Annotated in this window: 16 protein-coding genes; 7 read left to right on the top strand and 9 right to left on the bottom strand. The window is 70.2% G+C overall.

Annotation, left to right across the window (positions count from 1 at the left end):
- Positions 1-7 precede the first annotated feature (7 nt).
- From C4V41_RS09720 to C4V41_RS09705, 4 genes are all read right to left on the bottom strand, one after another.
- The gene (locus C4V41_RS09720; protein ID WP_146103603.1) at positions 8-964 is read right to left on the bottom strand and encodes a protease inhibitor I9 family protein; all 957 of its coding nucleotides are present in this window, start codon (positions 962-964) and stop codon (positions 8-10) included.
- 87 nt (positions 965-1,051) lie between these two features.
- Positions 1,052-2,329 carry a D-arabinono-1,4-lactone oxidase gene (locus C4V41_RS09715; RefSeq protein ID WP_103955718.1) on the bottom strand — a complete coding sequence of 426 codons (1,278 nt, stop codon included), beginning with the start codon at positions 2,327-2,329 and terminating at the stop codon, positions 1,052-1,054.
- Between the two features lie 43 nt (positions 2,330-2,372).
- Entirely contained in the window at positions 2,373-3,086 is a 714-nt protein-coding gene (locus C4V41_RS09710; RefSeq protein ID WP_268808564.1) for a polysaccharide deacetylase family protein, read from the bottom strand.
- Between the two features lie 66 nt (positions 3,087-3,152).
- The gene (locus C4V41_RS09705; protein ID WP_103955415.1) at positions 3,153-4,355 is read right to left on the bottom strand and encodes an MFS transporter; all 1,203 of its coding nucleotides are present in this window, start codon (positions 4,353-4,355) and stop codon (positions 3,153-3,155) included.
- Between the two features lie 92 nt (positions 4,356-4,447).
- Between C4V41_RS09705 and C4V41_RS09700 the strand changes: the two genes are divergently transcribed.
- Complete coding sequence (locus tag C4V41_RS09700; protein WP_103955414.1) at positions 4,448-5,629, top strand: lytic transglycosylase domain-containing protein; 1,182 nt, start codon at positions 4,448-4,450, stop codon at positions 5,627-5,629.
- On the opposite strand, the gene C4V41_RS09695 is transcribed toward C4V41_RS09700, so the two are convergent.
- Positions 5,620-6,579, bottom strand: a complete 960-nt coding sequence (locus tag C4V41_RS09695; RefSeq protein WP_103955413.1) for a ferrochelatase — start codon at positions 6,577-6,579, stop codon at positions 5,620-5,622. The genes C4V41_RS09700 and C4V41_RS09695 overlap by 10 nt on opposite strands.
- Before the next feature lie 85 nt (positions 6,580-6,664).
- On the opposite strand from C4V41_RS09695, the gene C4V41_RS09690 reads away from it, so the two are divergent.
- Both C4V41_RS09690 and C4V41_RS09685 read left to right on the top strand, forming a co-directional pair.
- Positions 6,665-8,611, top strand: coding sequence for a S9 family peptidase (locus C4V41_RS09690; RefSeq protein WP_200823894.1), 1,947 nt, complete (start codon positions 6,665-6,667; stop codon positions 8,609-8,611).
- Entirely contained in the window at positions 8,611-9,396 is a 786-nt protein-coding gene (locus tag C4V41_RS09685; protein WP_103955411.1) for an inositol monophosphatase family protein, read from the top strand. The genes C4V41_RS09690 and C4V41_RS09685 overlap by 1 nt, the downstream gene beginning before the upstream one ends.
- Positions 9,397-9,454: 58 nt before the next feature.
- Here the strand turns inward: C4V41_RS09685 and C4V41_RS62825 are convergent, their stop codons facing one another.
- The gene (locus C4V41_RS62825; protein WP_200823852.1) at positions 9,455-9,619 is read right to left on the bottom strand and encodes a hypothetical protein; all 165 of its coding nucleotides are present in this window, start codon (positions 9,617-9,619) and stop codon (positions 9,455-9,457) included.
- A 234-nt stretch (positions 9,620-9,853) separates the two neighbouring features.
- Between C4V41_RS62825 and C4V41_RS09680 the strand changes: the two genes are divergently transcribed.
- The 4 genes from C4V41_RS09680 (at position 9,854) to C4V41_RS09665 (ending at position 13,365) form a co-directional block, all read left to right on the top strand.
- Positions 9,854-10,507: a response regulator transcription factor gene (locus tag C4V41_RS09680; RefSeq protein ID WP_103955410.1), complete on the top strand. Its 654-nt coding sequence runs from the start codon at positions 9,854-9,856 to the stop codon at positions 10,505-10,507.
- A gap of 65 nt (positions 10,508-10,572) precedes the next feature.
- Positions 10,573-11,838 (top strand): sensor histidine kinase, encoded by a 1,266-nt coding sequence (locus C4V41_RS09675; protein WP_103955409.1) that lies wholly within the window; start codon positions 10,573-10,575, stop codon positions 11,836-11,838.
- 309 nt (positions 11,839-12,147) lie between these two features.
- On the top strand, positions 12,148-12,447 hold the full coding sequence (locus C4V41_RS09670) for a DUF4193 domain-containing protein (protein WP_049570503.1): 300 nt from the start codon (positions 12,148-12,150) through the stop codon (positions 12,445-12,447).
- An 81-nt stretch (positions 12,448-12,528) separates the two neighbouring features.
- Positions 12,529-13,365, top strand: coding sequence for a hypothetical protein (locus C4V41_RS09665; protein ID WP_103955408.1), 837 nt, complete (start codon positions 12,529-12,531; stop codon positions 13,363-13,365).
- Between the two features lie 9 nt (positions 13,366-13,374).
- On the opposite strand, the gene C4V41_RS09660 is transcribed toward C4V41_RS09665, so the two are convergent.
- Genes C4V41_RS09660 through paaI form a run of 3 tightly spaced genes read right to left on the bottom strand, consistent with a single transcriptional unit; the run spans position 13,375 to position 15,644 of the window.
- Positions 13,375-13,971, bottom strand: a complete 597-nt coding sequence (locus C4V41_RS09660) for a TetR/AcrR family transcriptional regulator (RefSeq protein WP_103955407.1) — start codon at positions 13,969-13,971, stop codon at positions 13,375-13,377.
- Between the two features lie 4 nt (positions 13,972-13,975).
- On the bottom strand, positions 13,976-15,274 hold the full coding sequence (gene paaK, locus C4V41_RS09655) for a phenylacetate--CoA ligase PaaK (RefSeq protein ID WP_103955406.1): 1,299 nt from the start codon (positions 15,272-15,274) through the stop codon (positions 13,976-13,978).
- Between the two features lies 1 nt (position 15,275).
- The gene (gene paaI, locus C4V41_RS09650; RefSeq protein WP_103955405.1) at positions 15,276-15,644 is read right to left on the bottom strand and encodes a hydroxyphenylacetyl-CoA thioesterase PaaI; all 369 of its coding nucleotides are present in this window, start codon (positions 15,642-15,644) and stop codon (positions 15,276-15,278) included.
- Positions 15,645-15,690 lie beyond the last annotated feature (46 nt).

The following is a 15,690-nucleotide window of genomic DNA, read 5'->3' as shown; positions in this document are numbered from 1 at the left end:
CATCCCTCTAGAGCCCACCATTGCGTATGTGGAGGTTAAAGGCCCTCGATGGATTCTGGCGAATCGCGCCACGTGCCGTCGCGCACCCGAGCCTGGAGGCGAGGCCGGCCGGGTCCGCGGCTGGATGGAGCTCCAGGTATTGGGCGGCGGCCGCCGCGAGGTAAGGGGCGTACGCCGAGAACGCCCGGCCGTCAGGAGTGATCTGGCAGCCGCCCGCGTCGGCCGCCCCTACCACGAAGACCCCCGACCGTACGAGCGAGCCGGCGGCCGCGTCGAGCGCGGGGGAGCCGGCGCCGTCGAAGGACAGGTTCGCGACGGAGGGCCCGCGCGCGTGCCGGTGGATCCAGTCGAGCCCGGCCAGGACGTCGGCCAGCGTGCCAGAACCGCCGCAGCCGAGCACCCGTACCGAGGCGATCCGTGCCTTGGGCGCCGCCTCGTGCACGCGGGCGGCGGTCTGTGTGCCGTGGCCGCCGCAGTCGTGCCCGGTGCCACCGGTGGCGTCGAAGGCCCGCCAGGCACGATCACCAAAAGCGCCGTCACCGAAGTCGCCGTCCACCCCGCTGTCCACGACGTACACGGTGGTGCCCGCGCCGGTTCCCCCCGGCGACGACGGCGGGCGGGCCGGTCTGCGGCTCGGCAGGGGGTGGATCTGGCGGTCCGGCTCGATCGTGCGCACCCGCGGATCGTCCCGTAGCTCGGCCAGCTCGGCGGCGCTGAGGAAGGTGGCGAAGCCGGGCAGCGCCGCGGTGTAGTAGCGGCGTACCCGCCACCGCACCTCGCCGACGAGGTCACGGGCGGCCACCCGGTCGCGGGCCATGACGATGTACGGCCGCGTGGGTTCGGAGAGTGCGGGGCGCTGGGAGAATCCTGAGGCCGGTGACATCGCGAGAGGGACGGCGGTCGTGGCGGCCGTTGCCACGGCCGCGGCGAGGTACACGGAGGGCAGGCCGAGTCGTCGGGGCACGAGTTACAAGGGTGCCCGGAGCGCGGGTGACGGGAACGCCAGGACACGCACTCGGGTCCATTCCCGAGACAGGTTTTTACCGAAGGGCTAGCCGAGCACGACGTCCAGGTGGTCGTTCGCGAACAGGCGCCGCGGGTCCAGCCGGTCGCGCAGGGCCGTGAAGTCGGCGAAGCGGGGATAGACCTTGCTCAGGTACGCGGCGTCCCTGGTGTGCAGTTTGCCCCAGTGCGGACGGCCGTACAGGCGGGCCATGACGTCCTCGACGCCCTCGAAATAGGCGGGGTTGGGCGTCGGCCGGTAGATGTGGCAGGCGACGTACGCCGACGGCCGCCCGTACGCCGTGGACAGCCAGGCGTCACTGGGCGGCGTGACCCGTACCTCGACCGGGAAGGTGATCTTCCAGTCCATCCGCTCGATCAGGTCGCGCGTCTCGCGCAGCGCCTGCGCCAGGTGCTCGCGCGGCACGGCGTACTCCATTTCGAGGAAGCGCACGTCCCGCCGCGCCGTGAACACCTTGTACGAGACGTCCACCGCCTCCGAGTCCCCGAGCGCCGCCGCGCTGACCTCGTTGATCCGCGGGATCAGATCGGGAAACCGCCCCCCGACAGCGCAGGCCGCCCCGAAGACCGTGTTCTCCAGGAACACGTTGTCCAGCCAGTGCCGCACCGCCCCGGGCGGCCGCGCGGGCCCGGGACTCCGGTTGTTGGTCTTGACCAGGCAGGCGTCGGTGTGCGGCAGCCAGAAGAAGTCCAGATGCTCGTTGGCCGAGGTCAGCGAGTCGAGCGAGCCCAGGATCTTGCCCAGCGCCAGCTTGCGCCGCCGGTGGTGCAGCAGGAACGCGGGCTCCACCCGGAACGTCACCGCCGTCAGGATCCCGAGCGCCCCCAGCCCCACCCGGGCGGCGTCGAACAGGTCCTCGCCCGGCGCGACCGTGGCCACCGAGCCGTCGGCGAGCACCAGCTCCAGCTCGACGACCTGGTCGGCGAGGCCGCCGCTGTCACGCCCGGTGCCGTGGGTGCCGGTCTGGATGGCCCCGGCGACGGTCTGGTCGGTGATGTCGCCCATGTTCGCCAGGGCCAGGCCGTGCCGGTCGAGCAGCTCGTTCAGCCTGCGCAGCGGCGTGCCGGCGAGCACGGTGACGCGGTCGTCCGCGTACGACCGGATCCCGGTCAGCCCGCCGGGCCGCAGCATGATCCCGTCGGTGAGGGCCACCCCCGTGAAGGAGTGGCCCGTGCCGATCATGCGGACCCGCCGCGCCGTGGCGGCGGCGTCCCGCACGGCCTGTACGACGTCCGCCACGGAGGCCGGTGTCCGCACCTCCGCCGGGGTGCCCGACTGGTTGCCCGCCCAGTTGACGAAGGCCACGAGCACCCCTCCAGAGCTTCGTTCCGTCAGACGCGAACGATACTCACTTCTCCCAGCCCGCGGGAACGGGGTAGATGTCGCCGGGCTCCAGGTTCTCCTTCTTGATCACCTCGGACACGGTGACCAGGTGGTAGCCCTTGTTCTTGAGGGTCTTGATGAGCGAGGGCATGCCGTCGACCGTCTGCTTCACCCAGTCGTGCATGAGGATGATGCCGTTCTGCTGCGCCACGGCCAGGGTCTGCTTCTGGATGGCCTTGACGTCCTTGGTCTTCCAGTCCTCGGAGCCCGCGGTCCAGAGGACCATCGGCATCCCGAACTCGGCGGCGATGTCGGAGACCTGCAGGTCGGCCATGCCGTACGGCGGGCGCAGCAGCTTGGGCTCGACACCCGCCGCCTTCTTCACCTCGTCCTGGGTCTTCTGGATCTCGCTCTTGATCGTCGCCGCCTCGCTCTTGGTGAAGTCGGGGTGGCTGTAGCTGTGGTTGCCGACTTCGTGGCCCTCGGCGACCATGCGCTTGACGTAGGCGGGGCGGCTCTTCACGTACTGGCCTTCGAGGAAGAACGTCGCCTTGGCGTCGTACTTCTTCAACGTGTCGAGCAGCGTGCCGGCGTACTTGCCGGGCCCGTCATCGAAGGTCAAGGCGATGCACTTGACCTGCTCACAGTCGACGGGCGCCTTCTTGGGGGTCTGAGCGGCGAATGCGGGTGCGGGGGTGAGGGTGACGCAAACAGCCGCGATAGCTAGCAGTGAACTCATTTGTCGGGACATAACTAGTGCTTCCAGTGTGATGGGTGTTGCGAGGGATGTCCCGACCGTAGCGGATCAGCTCTTGGCGGGTGAAGCAGCCTCGGGAAGTCTCAGCAAACCCGAACCTCCGATCCCCACGACCACCGCGACGACTGCCGCGCCGACGGAGAACAGGTACGCGCCACTCGCCCCGTACGTCTCCGTGAGCCTGCCGCCCACCGCCGCGCCCGCCGCCACACCGAACCCGATCGCGGTCGAGATCCAGGCCATGCCCTCGGTGAGCAGCGCCGGCGGCACCAGCCTCTCGGTGAGCGAGAAGCCCGTGATGAGCGTCGGGGAGATGGCGAAACCGGCCAGGAACAGCGCCCCCGCCATGATCCACGGCTGGTCGATGAACACGATCGGCACCAGCCCCACCATGAACAGGGCCAGCGACCGCACGAACCGCGCCCGCAACGAGATCCGCCAGTTGCGCGAGCCGAACCAGAGCCCCGACACCATCGACCCGCCCGCGAACGAGGCCAGCAGGAACCCCGCGGCCCCCTTCACCCCGTGCTCCTCGGCGTAGGCCACCGTGATCAGGTCGATCGAGCCGAAGATCGCGCCCATCGCCAGGAAGACACCGGCCAGCAGCGCGATGCCGGGAATCAGGATCGGCGTGCCCGACGCCGACTTGACCGGCTGGACCGGCGGCTGCGTGCCGCGCTGCGCCGCCAGCGCGAGGCAGCCGCCCAGCATGCAGACCAGGGCCACGATCAGGCCCGCGTACGGGTTCACCGCGGTCGCCAGCACGGTGACCAGCGCGGGCCCGGTGACGAAGACGACCTCGTCGGCCACGGACTCGAACGCGAACGCGGTGTGCAGCCGGCCAGAGCCGCCGTAGAGCGCGGACCAGCGGGCCCGCACCATCGAGCCGATCGACAGCGAGGTGGCGCCGACCAGCAGGCCGGAGGCGTACAGGGTCCACTCGGGCAGCCCGAACCCGGCGAAGAGCATCAGGGCGATCAGCGCGGCCGCGTTCAGCACGGCGCACGGCGGGATCACCCGCCCCTGACCGAACCTGTCGGCCAGCCGGCCCAGCAGCGGGGCGGCGACGGCGAAGGCGACGTTGGAGGTGGCGGCGACGGCGCCGGCGGTGGCGTAGTTTCCGGTGAGCGTGGAGATCAGCAGGATGATCCCGATGCCCAGCATGGACATCGGCATCCGGCCGATGAGCCCGGCCACGACGAACGCTTTGACTCCGGGCCTCTCGAACAACCCCCGGTAAGGCCCGACCACGCCATTTCCCCCTTACTCAAGCAGCTAACCATTGCGCACCGTATGTCCGAATGGCAAGTGATTTGGCGCTGCCGTGAGTTAACGTGTCCCGAGTGTCCGGTCTTCCCTCGTTCCGTGCGGTCATGCTCATGGTCATCGCCGTGCTCGCGGTCACCGCGGGCGCCGGCGGCCTCGTGCTGATCCTGGGCGACGACGTGGTCAAAACCACCGCGCAGGAGCCCGTACGCAGACAGCCGCGTTCCCAGCCGTCGGCCGCCCCGCGCCTCGACCAGATCGTCCCCACGGCCGAGCCGGTCCAGGACTTCGGGCAGGGCGGCCCGGGAGTGACCTCGACACCGCCGCGCATCCTGGCGGTCGCCCCGGGCGCCGTGCCCAAGCAGGCCAGGTTCCGCCTCGGCGAGCTGAAGCATGTGCAGAAGGTGATCGTGGTGGACGCGGGCGCGGTCAAGGTGTCGGGCACCGGGCTCAACCTGCTGGCCGTGAACCCGGCCGACTTCCGCTCCTGGACCCCGCAGCCGGTCGCCGACCAGCCCGCCGTGTGGAGCGCGCTGGCCAGGGGTGAGCTGGTGGCCGACACCGCCTCCATGCGCCGGCTCGGGATGATCCTGGGCGCCGTCTACCAGGTGGACGGCGGCCCCAGGCTGCGCGTCGCGGCCTCGGCCCCGCTCGGGCTCAAGGGCGTGGACGGCCTCGTGAGCGCCGACCTGGGCAGGTCGCTGGGGTTCGCGCCCGGCGTCGCGGTGCTCCTGCACGGCAAGCCCGGCAAGATCAGCGAGGCCGGGGTGCGCAAGCTGCTCGGCAAGAACGCCCAGGTCGTCATGCTCGATGCCGCCGAGCGCGCTGTCAAGCGGCAGGAGCCCGAGCAGCAGCAGCCGCAACAGGTCAACGTCGGCCGCCCCGGCAGCTATCTGGAGCTCTACAAGGCCGCCGCCACCCGCTGCCCCGGCCTGTCCTGGACGGTGCTGGCCGCGATCGGGCAGGTGGAGAGCAGCCACGGGCGCAACAACGGGCCGTCGAGCGCGGGCGCGCTCGGGCCCATGCAGTTCATGCCCGCCACCTGGAAGCACTACGGCGTCGACGGCGACGGGGACGGCAAGAAGGACATCTGGAGCCCGTACGACGCGGTGCCCGGCGCGGCCAACTACCTGTGCGCCAACAAGGCCGGGCAGGGCGGCGAACGGCTGCGCAAGGCGATCTGGTTCTACAACCACTCGTGGGACTACGTGAACAAGGTCATGGGCATCGCCGACGCCTACGCCAAGACCTATGCCTGAGACGCCTGAGGACGCCGGCGCGGAGGCGGGCAGCAGGTGAGCGCGCACGCCACCGGCTCGGGCTCGTCCATCAGCTCGCGCACCATCTGGACGAACCGCGGATGCGTGCCCGCCGTGGCCGCCCGCTCCAGCGGCAGGCCCAGCCCGGCCGCCACGTCCCTGGCCTCGGTGTCGAGGTCGTAGACGACCTCCATGTGATCGGAGACGAACCCGATCGGCACCAGCACGACGGCCGGCGCGTCGATCTTGCGCAGGTGGTCGCAGACGTCGGGCTCCAGCCACGGCACCTGCGGCGGCCCGCTGCGCGACTGCCACACCAGGTCCCACGGCTCGGTGCGGCCGAGCGCCCGGCTGACCAGCTCGGCGCTCCTGCGCAACTGCGCCTCGTAGAGCCCGCCGGACGGGCCCGCGGTCTCGGCCATGGAGACCGGGATGCTGTGGGCGGTGAACACCAGCCGGGCGTCGTCGCGGCCGAGCCGCTCCAGCGCCGCGCGGGTGTGGTCGGCCATCGCCGCCACGAACCCGGGGTGCTCGCCGTAGTGCCGCATCTTGACCAGCTCGGGACCGCCCTCGACGGAGATCCTCGCGATGTCCTCGTAGTATTGACGGCAGCTCGAATAGCCCGCGAACGCCGAGGTGGCGAACACGGCCGCCTTCCCGACCCCGTCGGCCTTCATCTGACGCACCGTGTCCTCGCCGAACGGGTGCCAGTTGCGGTTGCCCCAGTAGACCGGCACGCCGGCCACCGGGCCCAGGGCCTGGAGCAGGTCGCGGTTCTGCCCGTTGATCGGGCTGACCCCGCCGAAGCCCTGGTAGTGCTCGGCCACTTCGAGCAGCCGCTCACGCGGCACGCCCCGTCCGCGCACGACGTTCTCCAGGAACGGCATCACGTCATCGGGGCCCTCGGGGCCACCGAAAGACAGGAGGAGCAAGGCGTCGTAATTTCCCACGTGACCACCTTATTCAGGGGTACGGGCGGTCGCTCCCCGAGGTAGGTTCGATCGAGTGAGCGCATTCAACGACATACGTGACTATGTGTCCATTCCCCGGGTTCTCTCGCTGCGGCTTTCGCCCGATGGTTCCAGACTGGTCTCGGTGGTCCAGTCTCTCAACCCCGATGGCAAGTCCTTCGGCACCGCGCTCTGGGCGATCCCCGTGGACGGCGAGCCGTACCGGCTGACCAGGTCGGCCAAGGGCGAGTCCGCCGCGGTCTTCACCGCCGCCGGAGACGTGCTGTTCACCTCCTCCCGGCCCGACCCCACCGTCAAGGAGCCCGGCGAGGAGGTCCCCGCGCTGTGGCTGCTGCCCCGGGCGGGCGGCGAGGCCCGCCAGGTGGCCACCCGCGCCGGTGGCATCGGCGCCGTGCGCACGGTGGGCGACGTGGTGGTGTTCGCCGCCGACGTGCTCGACGGCGAGGAGTCGGCCGACGCGGACAAGCGCAAGGCCCGCAAGGACGCCGGGATCAGCGCCATCCTGCACGAGGGCTACCCGGTGCGCTACTGGGACCACGACCTCGGCCCGGGGCGCACACGCCTGTTCGCGGCCAGGCTCGGCGACGACCGCCTGGAGGACGTGCGCGACCTGACCCCCGACGCGGGTGACGCGCTGCGCGAGGCCGGGTTCGAGCTGACCCCCGACGGCGCCACCTTGATCTCCACGTGGACCACGTACCTGGCGAAGGGCGAGTCGCGTACCGACCTGGTGGCCATCGACGTCGCCACCGGCGAGCGCCGTGTGCTGCTCACCGAGGACGGCTACGACTTCGGCGGCCCGCTCGCCGTGTCGCCCGACGGCGCCAGGATCGCCTGCGCCCGCGACCGCGTCACGGGGCTGGACGTCTCGGCGCGCAGCGAGCTGTGGATCGCCGACCTGGCCACCGGCCAGGGCCGCGCGTACGCAGGCGACCTGTTCCCCGCGAACGTCGAGTGGGCGCCCGACTCCTCGGCCGTCTACGTCGCCGCCGACCACCAGGGCCGCCGCCCGATCTTCCGTGTCCCGCTGGACGGTGAGACGGTCAGGCTGACCCAGGACGACGCCGCCTACCTCGGCCTCAGCCCGTCCCCCGACGGCCGTTTCGTGTACGCCCTGCGCAGCGCCGTCAACCTGGCCCCCGCCCCGGCCAGGATCGACGTCGCCACCGGCGAGATCACCGACCTGCCCACGCCCGCCCCGCGCCCCGAGATCCCCGGCACGCTCACCGAGATCTCCGCCACCACCGACGACGGCGCCACCGTCCGCGGCTGGCTCGCGCTGCCTGAAGGCGCCTCCGCCGACAACCCGGCGCCGTTCCTGCTGTTCATCCACGGCGGCCCGGTCGCGTCGTGGAACGACTGGCAGTGGCGCTGGCAGTCCTGGATCATGGCCCAGCACGGATACGCCGTGCTCATGCCCGACCCGTGCCTGTCCACCGGCTACGGCCAGGAGATGATCGACCGCGGCTGGGGCAACTGGGGCCCGCGCACCCAGGCCGACCTCGACGCGATCGTGGACGTGGCCCTGGCCAGGGACGACATCGACAGCGAGCGCGTCGCCGCGCTCGGCGGCTCGTTCGGCGGCTACATGGCCAACTGGCTCGCCGGCCACACCGACCGCTACAAGGCCATCGTCACCCACGCCTCGCTGTGGAACCTCGACCAGTTCGCCGGCACCACCGACGCCTCCATGTACTGGCAGCGCGAGTTCGGCGAGCCCGGCGGCGAGCGCTACTCGCTGCTCTCCCCGCACCACTCCCTCGACAAGATCACCACGCCGCTGCTGGTCATCCACGGCGACAAGGATTACCGCGTGCCGATCGGCGAGGCCCTGCGGCTCTGGTGGGACCTGCGGCGCACCGAGGTCGACTCGAAGTTCCTGTACTTCCCCGACGAGAACCACTGGATCCTCAAGCCGGGCAACGCCGTCGCCTGGTACGAGACCGTCCTCGCCTTCCTGGCCCAGCACGTGCTCGGCCAGGACTGGAAGCGCCCGGACTCGGTGGCCTGATGCCGGACTTCCTGCGGCTGGCCGAGGACATCGCCCGCGAGGCCGGGGACATGCTCCTCGCCAAGCGGCCCACGATGTCCACGGCGGTCGAGACCAAGTCCAGCCCCACCGACGTGGTCACCACGCTCGACACGGCGTCGGAGGAGCTCATCCGCGAGCGCATCCTGGCCGCCAGGCCCGGCGACAGGATCCTCGGGGAGGAGGGCGGCGAGGAGCCGGGCGAGTCCGACGTGCGCTGGATCGTCGACCCGATCGACGGCACCGTCAACTTCCTGTACGGGCTCCCGGACTGGGCCGTGTCGATAGCCGTCGAGGTCGGCGGCCGGATCGTGGCCGGCGTCGTCAACGTGCCGCAGCGCGGCGAGGTCTACACCGCGGCGCTCGGCGAGGGCGCCTGGCTGGGCGCGGAGCGGCTGCGCTGCAACACCGGCGTGCCGCTCGCGCAGGCGCTGGTCTCGACCGGGTTCGGCTACTCGGCCACCAGGCGGGCCGTGCAGGGCCAGGTGGTCGCCGAGGTGCTGCCGCGCGTACGCGACATCAGGCGCGGCGGCTCGTGCGCCGTGGACATGTGCGGGCAGGCCGCGGGCCGGGTGGACGCCTACTACGAGCGCGGCGTCAACCAGTGGGACTTCGCCGCGGCCGGCCTGGTGGCCACCGAGGCGGGCGCCCGGCTCGGCGGGCTGCAGGGCAGGCCGGTCAGCCCGAGCTTCGCGCTGTGCGCCGCTCCCGGCCTGTTCGAGGAACTGCACGACCTGCTGGTCTCACTGGACCCCGAACGCGACTGACGAGCCGTTGAGGAAACGGCCGGAGCCCCTGCTCCGGCCGTTTCCCATGACGACATGGCTAGCGGGGCAACGGGATGCCGTGATCGTCGGCCAGGCGGCGCAGGTCCTCGATCTCGGCGGTGAGGGTGTCGGCGAGGTATTCGTCGCCGACGTCGCGGGCCTCCCGAAGGCCCTTATAAGCCTGGTCGAGGCGGTGTTCGATCGTGGTCGTGAACTCGCCCATCTCACCTACTCTCTAGGGGTTCGATCCGTGTGGGGGCGAAGTCTCCCCATTGCCGGATGAAGTGCGGGCAATGAGTGTCTCGCAGGCATACCCCGGCTTGTCGCCCTCCGAAACATGAATTTCGCGAACCTCTCCCTGGCCGGAGCGTCACCAACCCCTGAACATGCCTTACCGTGCGCTTATCGGGGCTATGGACAGAATGAGTGACCAGAATCGGAGAGAGGTGTACCAGGCGTGCGAGTGCTGGTGGTTGAGGATGAGCGGGTGCTCGCCGACGCGATCGCGACCGGTCTGCGGCGCGAGGCCATGGCGGTCGACGTCGCCTACGACGGCGGTGGCGCCCTCGAAAAGACCTCCTACATCGACTACGACGTGATCGTGCTGGACCGCGACCTGCCGGTGGTGCACGGCGACGAGGTGTGCCGGCGGCTGGTGGAGCAGCGGACCGCCTCACGGATCCTCATGCTGACCGCGTCCGGCGACGTGGACGACAAGGTCGAGGGGCTCGGCCTGGGGGCCGACGATTACCTGGCCAAGCCGTTCGTGTTCATCGAGCTGGTCGCCAGGGTCCGCGCCCTCGGCCGCCGTTCCGCCCCCGCCCTGCCGCCCGTGCTCGAACGGGCCGGGATCCGGCTCGACCCGGGCAAGCGGCTGGTGGAGCGCGACGGCAAGGAGGTCGTGCTGACCAAGAAGGAGTTCGCGGTCCTGGAGGAGCTGATGCGCGCCGAAGGCGCCGTGGTCAGCCAGGAGGACCTGCTGGACAAGGCGTGGGACGAGAACATCGATCCCTTCACGAACGTGGTCCGGGTGACCATGATGACGCTGCGGAAGAAGCTGGGCGAGCCTCAGGTGATCGAGACTGTGCCCGGGGTTGGGTACAAGTTGTGACTGATCGGTCAGAGCGCGAGGTCGTGTCAGATCGGCCGGAGCGCGAAGCGGGCCCGACGCATCCGATGATCAGCCCGCATTCGGCGAGGAAGGCGACGCGCGTGCAGGAAGCACCCCCGCCCACCGGACCGCCCGCCTGGGACGGCCCGCCGCCGGAGCATCCGGTGGCCCAGCAGCGGACCGCGATGGCCCGGGTCAAGGAACTACCGGCCAAGCTCAGCATCCGCTGGCGCCTGACGCTCACCTACGGAGCGCTGGTCTTCGCGGCGGCGGCCGTGCTGCTGTTCTCGGTGTACGCCATCATCGGCACCGCCATCAGCACGGCTTGGCCGACCATCGACCTGGGCCTGCCCCCCAGCCAGGACGCCGAGCTCCAGATCGCCTGGCGCAACTGGCAGAAGCTGGCGATCGCCGGCGCCAGGGACGCGCTCTTCAGCAGCGCCTTCCTCGCGCTGGCGGGCGTGGGCATCCTGGCGCTGATCATCGGCTACTTCGTGGCCGACCGGGCGCTCAAGCCCGTGGCGCAGATGACCGCCACGGCCCGCAAGCTGTCGGAAAGCACGCTCGCCCACCAGCGCATCGCCCTGGAGGGCCCCAACGACGAGCTGAAGGAGCTGGCCGACACCTTCGACGCCATGCTCACCCGGCTCAACGTCGCCTTCGACACCCAGCGCAGGTTCGTGGCCAACGCCTCCCACGAACTGCGCACCCCCCTCACGATCAACAGGACGGTCCTGGAGATAGCCCTGTCCGATCCGGAGGCGTCGGCGGATCTCAAAGCGCTCGGCCGTACCCTTCTGGAGGTCAACGCGCGCAACGAGAAGCTCATCGAGGGATTGCTGCTGCTCGCCAGGAGCGAACGCGAACTCGCCGTGCGCAAGCCGCTCGACGTCCAGGACGTCGCCAGGACGGCCGTGGAACAGGTCTCTCCGTTCGCCGAGGAACACGGCGTGACCGTCACCACCGAACTGGTCAGCGCGCCTACCGTGGGCGATCCCGTGCTTCTGGAGCGGTCGGTCAGCAACCTGCTGGAGAACGCGGTGAAGTACAACATTCCCGAAAACGGAAAAGTATGGATCCGAACGGGAATGGTGGACGGTGCCTTGGTTGTTCAGGTGGCCAACACGGGACAGCACGTCCCGGCGTACGAGGTGAACAGCCTGTTCGAGCCGTTCAGGAGGCTCCATGCGGACCGCGTGGAATCGGCCAAGGGAGCGGGTCTCGGGCTGTCCATCGTCCGTGCGGTGGTCCAGGCGCACGGCGGAAATGTGTCCGCCGTGCCGCGTGATGGTGGAGGACTGGTCGTGACCATTAGGCTCCCGAGGCGCTGACGCAGGTGTCGCTCCGGCGTGTTCGTCCGCGTGTTGATGCACTGGGGGCGTCTCGTTCTTGCCGCACATGTGGTTGGATGTGCCGTCGAACACGGTGGTGCATGACGCCAAGGCTGTGGGTTTCGCCATATTTGGCTAACCATTGCCGTCGGCAGCAGGCCCTGACGTGTTGGGAGGTTCGTCGCCCGTTCCTCCGGGGTACCGATGGGAAATCTCCCCGACGGAACGGGCACAAGATGAGCTTCCCGGACGTTAGAAGACGCGCGATGAGCGCGAAGACATATAGATGAGGGGGATGGAGTAAGCACAATGGCTACCGACTACGACAGCCCGCGCAAGACAGATGACGACCTGGGGGAGGACAGTCTCCAGGAACTTCAGGCGCGGCGCACCGACAAGTCGTCTGGCAGCATCGACATCGACGAGACCGACCTGGCGGAGTCGCTCGAACTGCCCGGCGCGGACCTGTCGAACGAAGAGCTGTCCCTGCGGGTGATTCCTCGTCAGGCCGACGAGTTCACCTGTGCGCGCTGCTTCCTGGTGCACCACCGCAGTCAGCTGGCCTCTGAGAAGAACGGCCAGCAGGTCTGCCGGGAGTGCGCCGCCTAATCAACTGGAGCGACAGACTCGGGGTGAGAGAGCGAGGTCGATCCCTGAGCGATCGCGACCATGAGACTACGGAGGCATCGCGTGGCCGTACCAGAGAAAGACCACCAACCAGGCAGTGAGGTCGCCGACCCCGAACGTGAGGTCGGCGAACTCGTAGGCAAGCTCACCGCGCCCGGCGAGCTCGAACCGGCCGAGCGGCGCAAGCTGCTCGGCCGCCTAGCCAAGGCACTGTCGGCTGGGGCCAAGAGAGCGCGGGTGACCGGCGCGGGCCGGGGCCGCTGGCTGGCCGACGTCTTCCTCAACATCGCGCCGCGTATCCCGATCCGGGATCTGCACACCCTGTCCGAGCATCATCACGGCCTGACCGGCGAAGAACTCGCCGACGACCTGGTGCGCACCGCCCAGAAGGCCACGATGACGGTCGGCGCCATCGGCGGAGCATTGGCCGCGGCCGAATTCGCCGCGCCACCCCTCCTGCTCTCCGCCCCCGCCCAGCTCGTCGCCGAGACCATCGTCGTCGCCGCCATCGAGGTCAAGATGCTGGCCGAACTGCACGAGGTCTATGGCGTACGTGTCCAGGGCTCCGGCAGCCAGCGCGCCGTGGCCTTCACGGCCGCCTGGGCCAAACAGCGCGGCATCGATCCGCTCACCCCCACGTCCGTCTCGCTGGCGCTGGGCGCGGCCACCAAGACGGCGCTGCGCAACCGGCTGCTGCGCACGCTCGGCCGCCACCTGACCACGCTCGGGCCGTTCCTGACGGGCGCGGTCGCGGGCGGGGCGCTCAACCGGATGGCGACCAAGAAGCTCGGTGAGGCCGTCCGTAACGACCTGCGCGGCAAACGGCCGCTGCCCCCCGGCGGCCCTGGCGACCGGCCCGGTGCGGTCGAGTCCCGCGCACGCGACGCACTGGACCCGTAGCCGGAGCGATCACACCCGCAGGCCGCCGAAGGTCATCTTGAGCAGCCCGTCGGCCAGCTCGTCGGCGGAGCCGCCGCGCGCGGGCTGGTACCACTCGGTGATCGAGTTCACCGTGCCGAACAGCAGCCGCGTGACCAGCCCTGGATCGACGTCCGCCCGGATGCTGCCGTCCGCCGCGGCCTCCTTGACCAGCCCGCTGACGAACCGGTCGAACTCCCGCCGCCGCTCCAGCGCCGCCAGCTCGGTCGGGCTGTTGCCGCGCACCCGCAGCAGCAGCGTCACGTACGGCAGCCGCTCCACGAGGATGCGCACGCTGTGCCGCACCACCCACTCCAGGCGCTCGATCGCGGGCCCCGGGACGGCGCGGTGGTCGGCGACCATCTCGAACAGCCCGTCGAGCGCCCGGTCGAGCGCCCGGGCAAGGAGCTGCTCCTTGCCCGGCACGTGGTAGTAGATGGCCGACTTGGTCACACCGAGCGCCCTGGCCAGGTCCTCCATGCTCGTCCCGTCGTAGCCACGCTCGTTGAAGACGCCCACGGCGATGGACAGAACGGACTCGGGATCATGCCCGCGCCTGCGCTGACGGATGGGAGTGGAGGCGGCCATATCGTCAATTATCCCGCTTGTCGATGACTCGTTTGAGCTTTCCGACCGACCGCTCCAGCGTCTCCGGGTCCACCACTTCGACCTCCACGCTGACGCCGACGCCGTCCTTGACCGCCTGGCGCAGACTCTGGGCCGCCTCCGCCCGGCCGCGGTCGAAGCCGGGGCGCGCCTCGACCCTGACCGTCATCACGTCGAGCCGGTCGGGCCGGGTCAGGTGGAGCTGGAAGTGCGGCGACAGGCCGTTGGTCCGCAGCACGAGCTCCTCGATCTGGGTCGGGAACACGTTCACGCCGCGCAGAATGATCATGTCGTCGGTGCGCCCGGTCACCTTGACCATGCGGCGGAACGCCGGCCGCGCGGTCCCCGGCAGCAGCCGCGTCAGGTCGCGGGTGCGGTAGCGGACGACCGGCATGGCCTCCTTGGTGAGGCTGGTGAAGACCAGCTCGCCCTCATCCGCCGGGATCCCGGTGAACGGATCGACCGTCTCCGGGTAGAAGTGGTCCTCCCAGACGTGCAGACCGTCCTTGCTCTCGACGCACTCGTTGGCCACGCCGGGCCCCATCACCTCCGACAGGCCGTAGATGTCGACGGCGTGGATCTCGAAGTGGTCCTCGATCTCCTCGCGCATCCGCTCGGTCCACGGCTCGGCGCCGAAGATCCCGACCCGCAGGGACGACTCACGCGGGTCCAGGCCCTGCGCGGCGAACTCGTCCAGCAGCGCCAGCATGTACGACGGCGTCACCATGATGATGTCGGGCCGGAAGTCCGTGATGAGCCGCACCTGCCGGGGTGTCATGCCGCCCGAGACGGGCACCACCGTGCAGCCCAGCCGCTCGGCCCCGTAGTGCGCCCCCAGCCCGCCGGTGAACAGCCCGTAGCCGTAGGCGACGTGCACGATGTCGCCGGGCCGCCCGCCCGAGGCGCGGATCGAGCGGGCCATCACCTCGGCCCACACGTCGAGGTCGTTCTTCGTGTAGCCGACCACGGTCGGCCGGCCGGTGGTGCCGCTGGAGGCGTGGATCCTGGCCACCCGCTCGCGCGGCACCGCGAACATGCCGAACGGGTAGGACTCGCGCAGGTCCTGCTTGGTGGTGAAGGGGAACTTGGCCAGGTCGGCGAGCTCCTTGCAGTCGCCCGGGTGCACGCCCGCCTCGTCGAACTTGCGCCGGTAGAGCGGGACGTCGCCGTAGGCGTGCGCGAGAGTGCGCTGGAGCCGTTCGAGCTGGAGCGCCATGAGCTCGTCGCGGGACACCCGTTCGATCGGGTCGAGCTCCTGCGGCGCGGGGGGATAGCCGAGTTTCATCTCATCTCAATTCCCTGCTGCGGCCGCGGAACTCCGCGACCACGTCGCCGTCCGCCCGGCGCACGGTGATGTCGTAGATGCCGCTGCGGCCGTAGCGGGTGCGTTCGGCCGCCTCCGCCACCAGCACGTCACCCGCGCGGGCGGGGGAGACGAACGTGATCTCCGCGCCGGCCGCCACCGTCACCGGGCCGTAGGTGTTGCACGCGCACGCGAACGCCGTGTCGGCCAGCAGGAACACGTATCCGCCGTGACACAGGTCGTGTCCGTTGATCATCTGGTCGGTCACCGCCATCCGGCACACCGCCCGGCCCTCGCCCAGCTCCGACAGCTCGATGCCCAGGGCCGTGGAGGCGATGTCGGCGTCCATCATGCGACGCGCGCTCTCCAACGCAAGTCTCCCTTGTCAACTGACCGAA

The sequence above is a fragment of the Nonomuraea solani genome (assembly GCF_900108335.1).
Classification (GTDB): domain Bacteria; phylum Actinomycetota; class Actinomycetes; order Streptosporangiales; family Streptosporangiaceae; genus Nonomuraea; species Nonomuraea solani.
The sequence above is the reverse complement of the archived record's forward strand: the minus strand, read 5'-3'. Positions and strand labels throughout refer to the sequence as shown.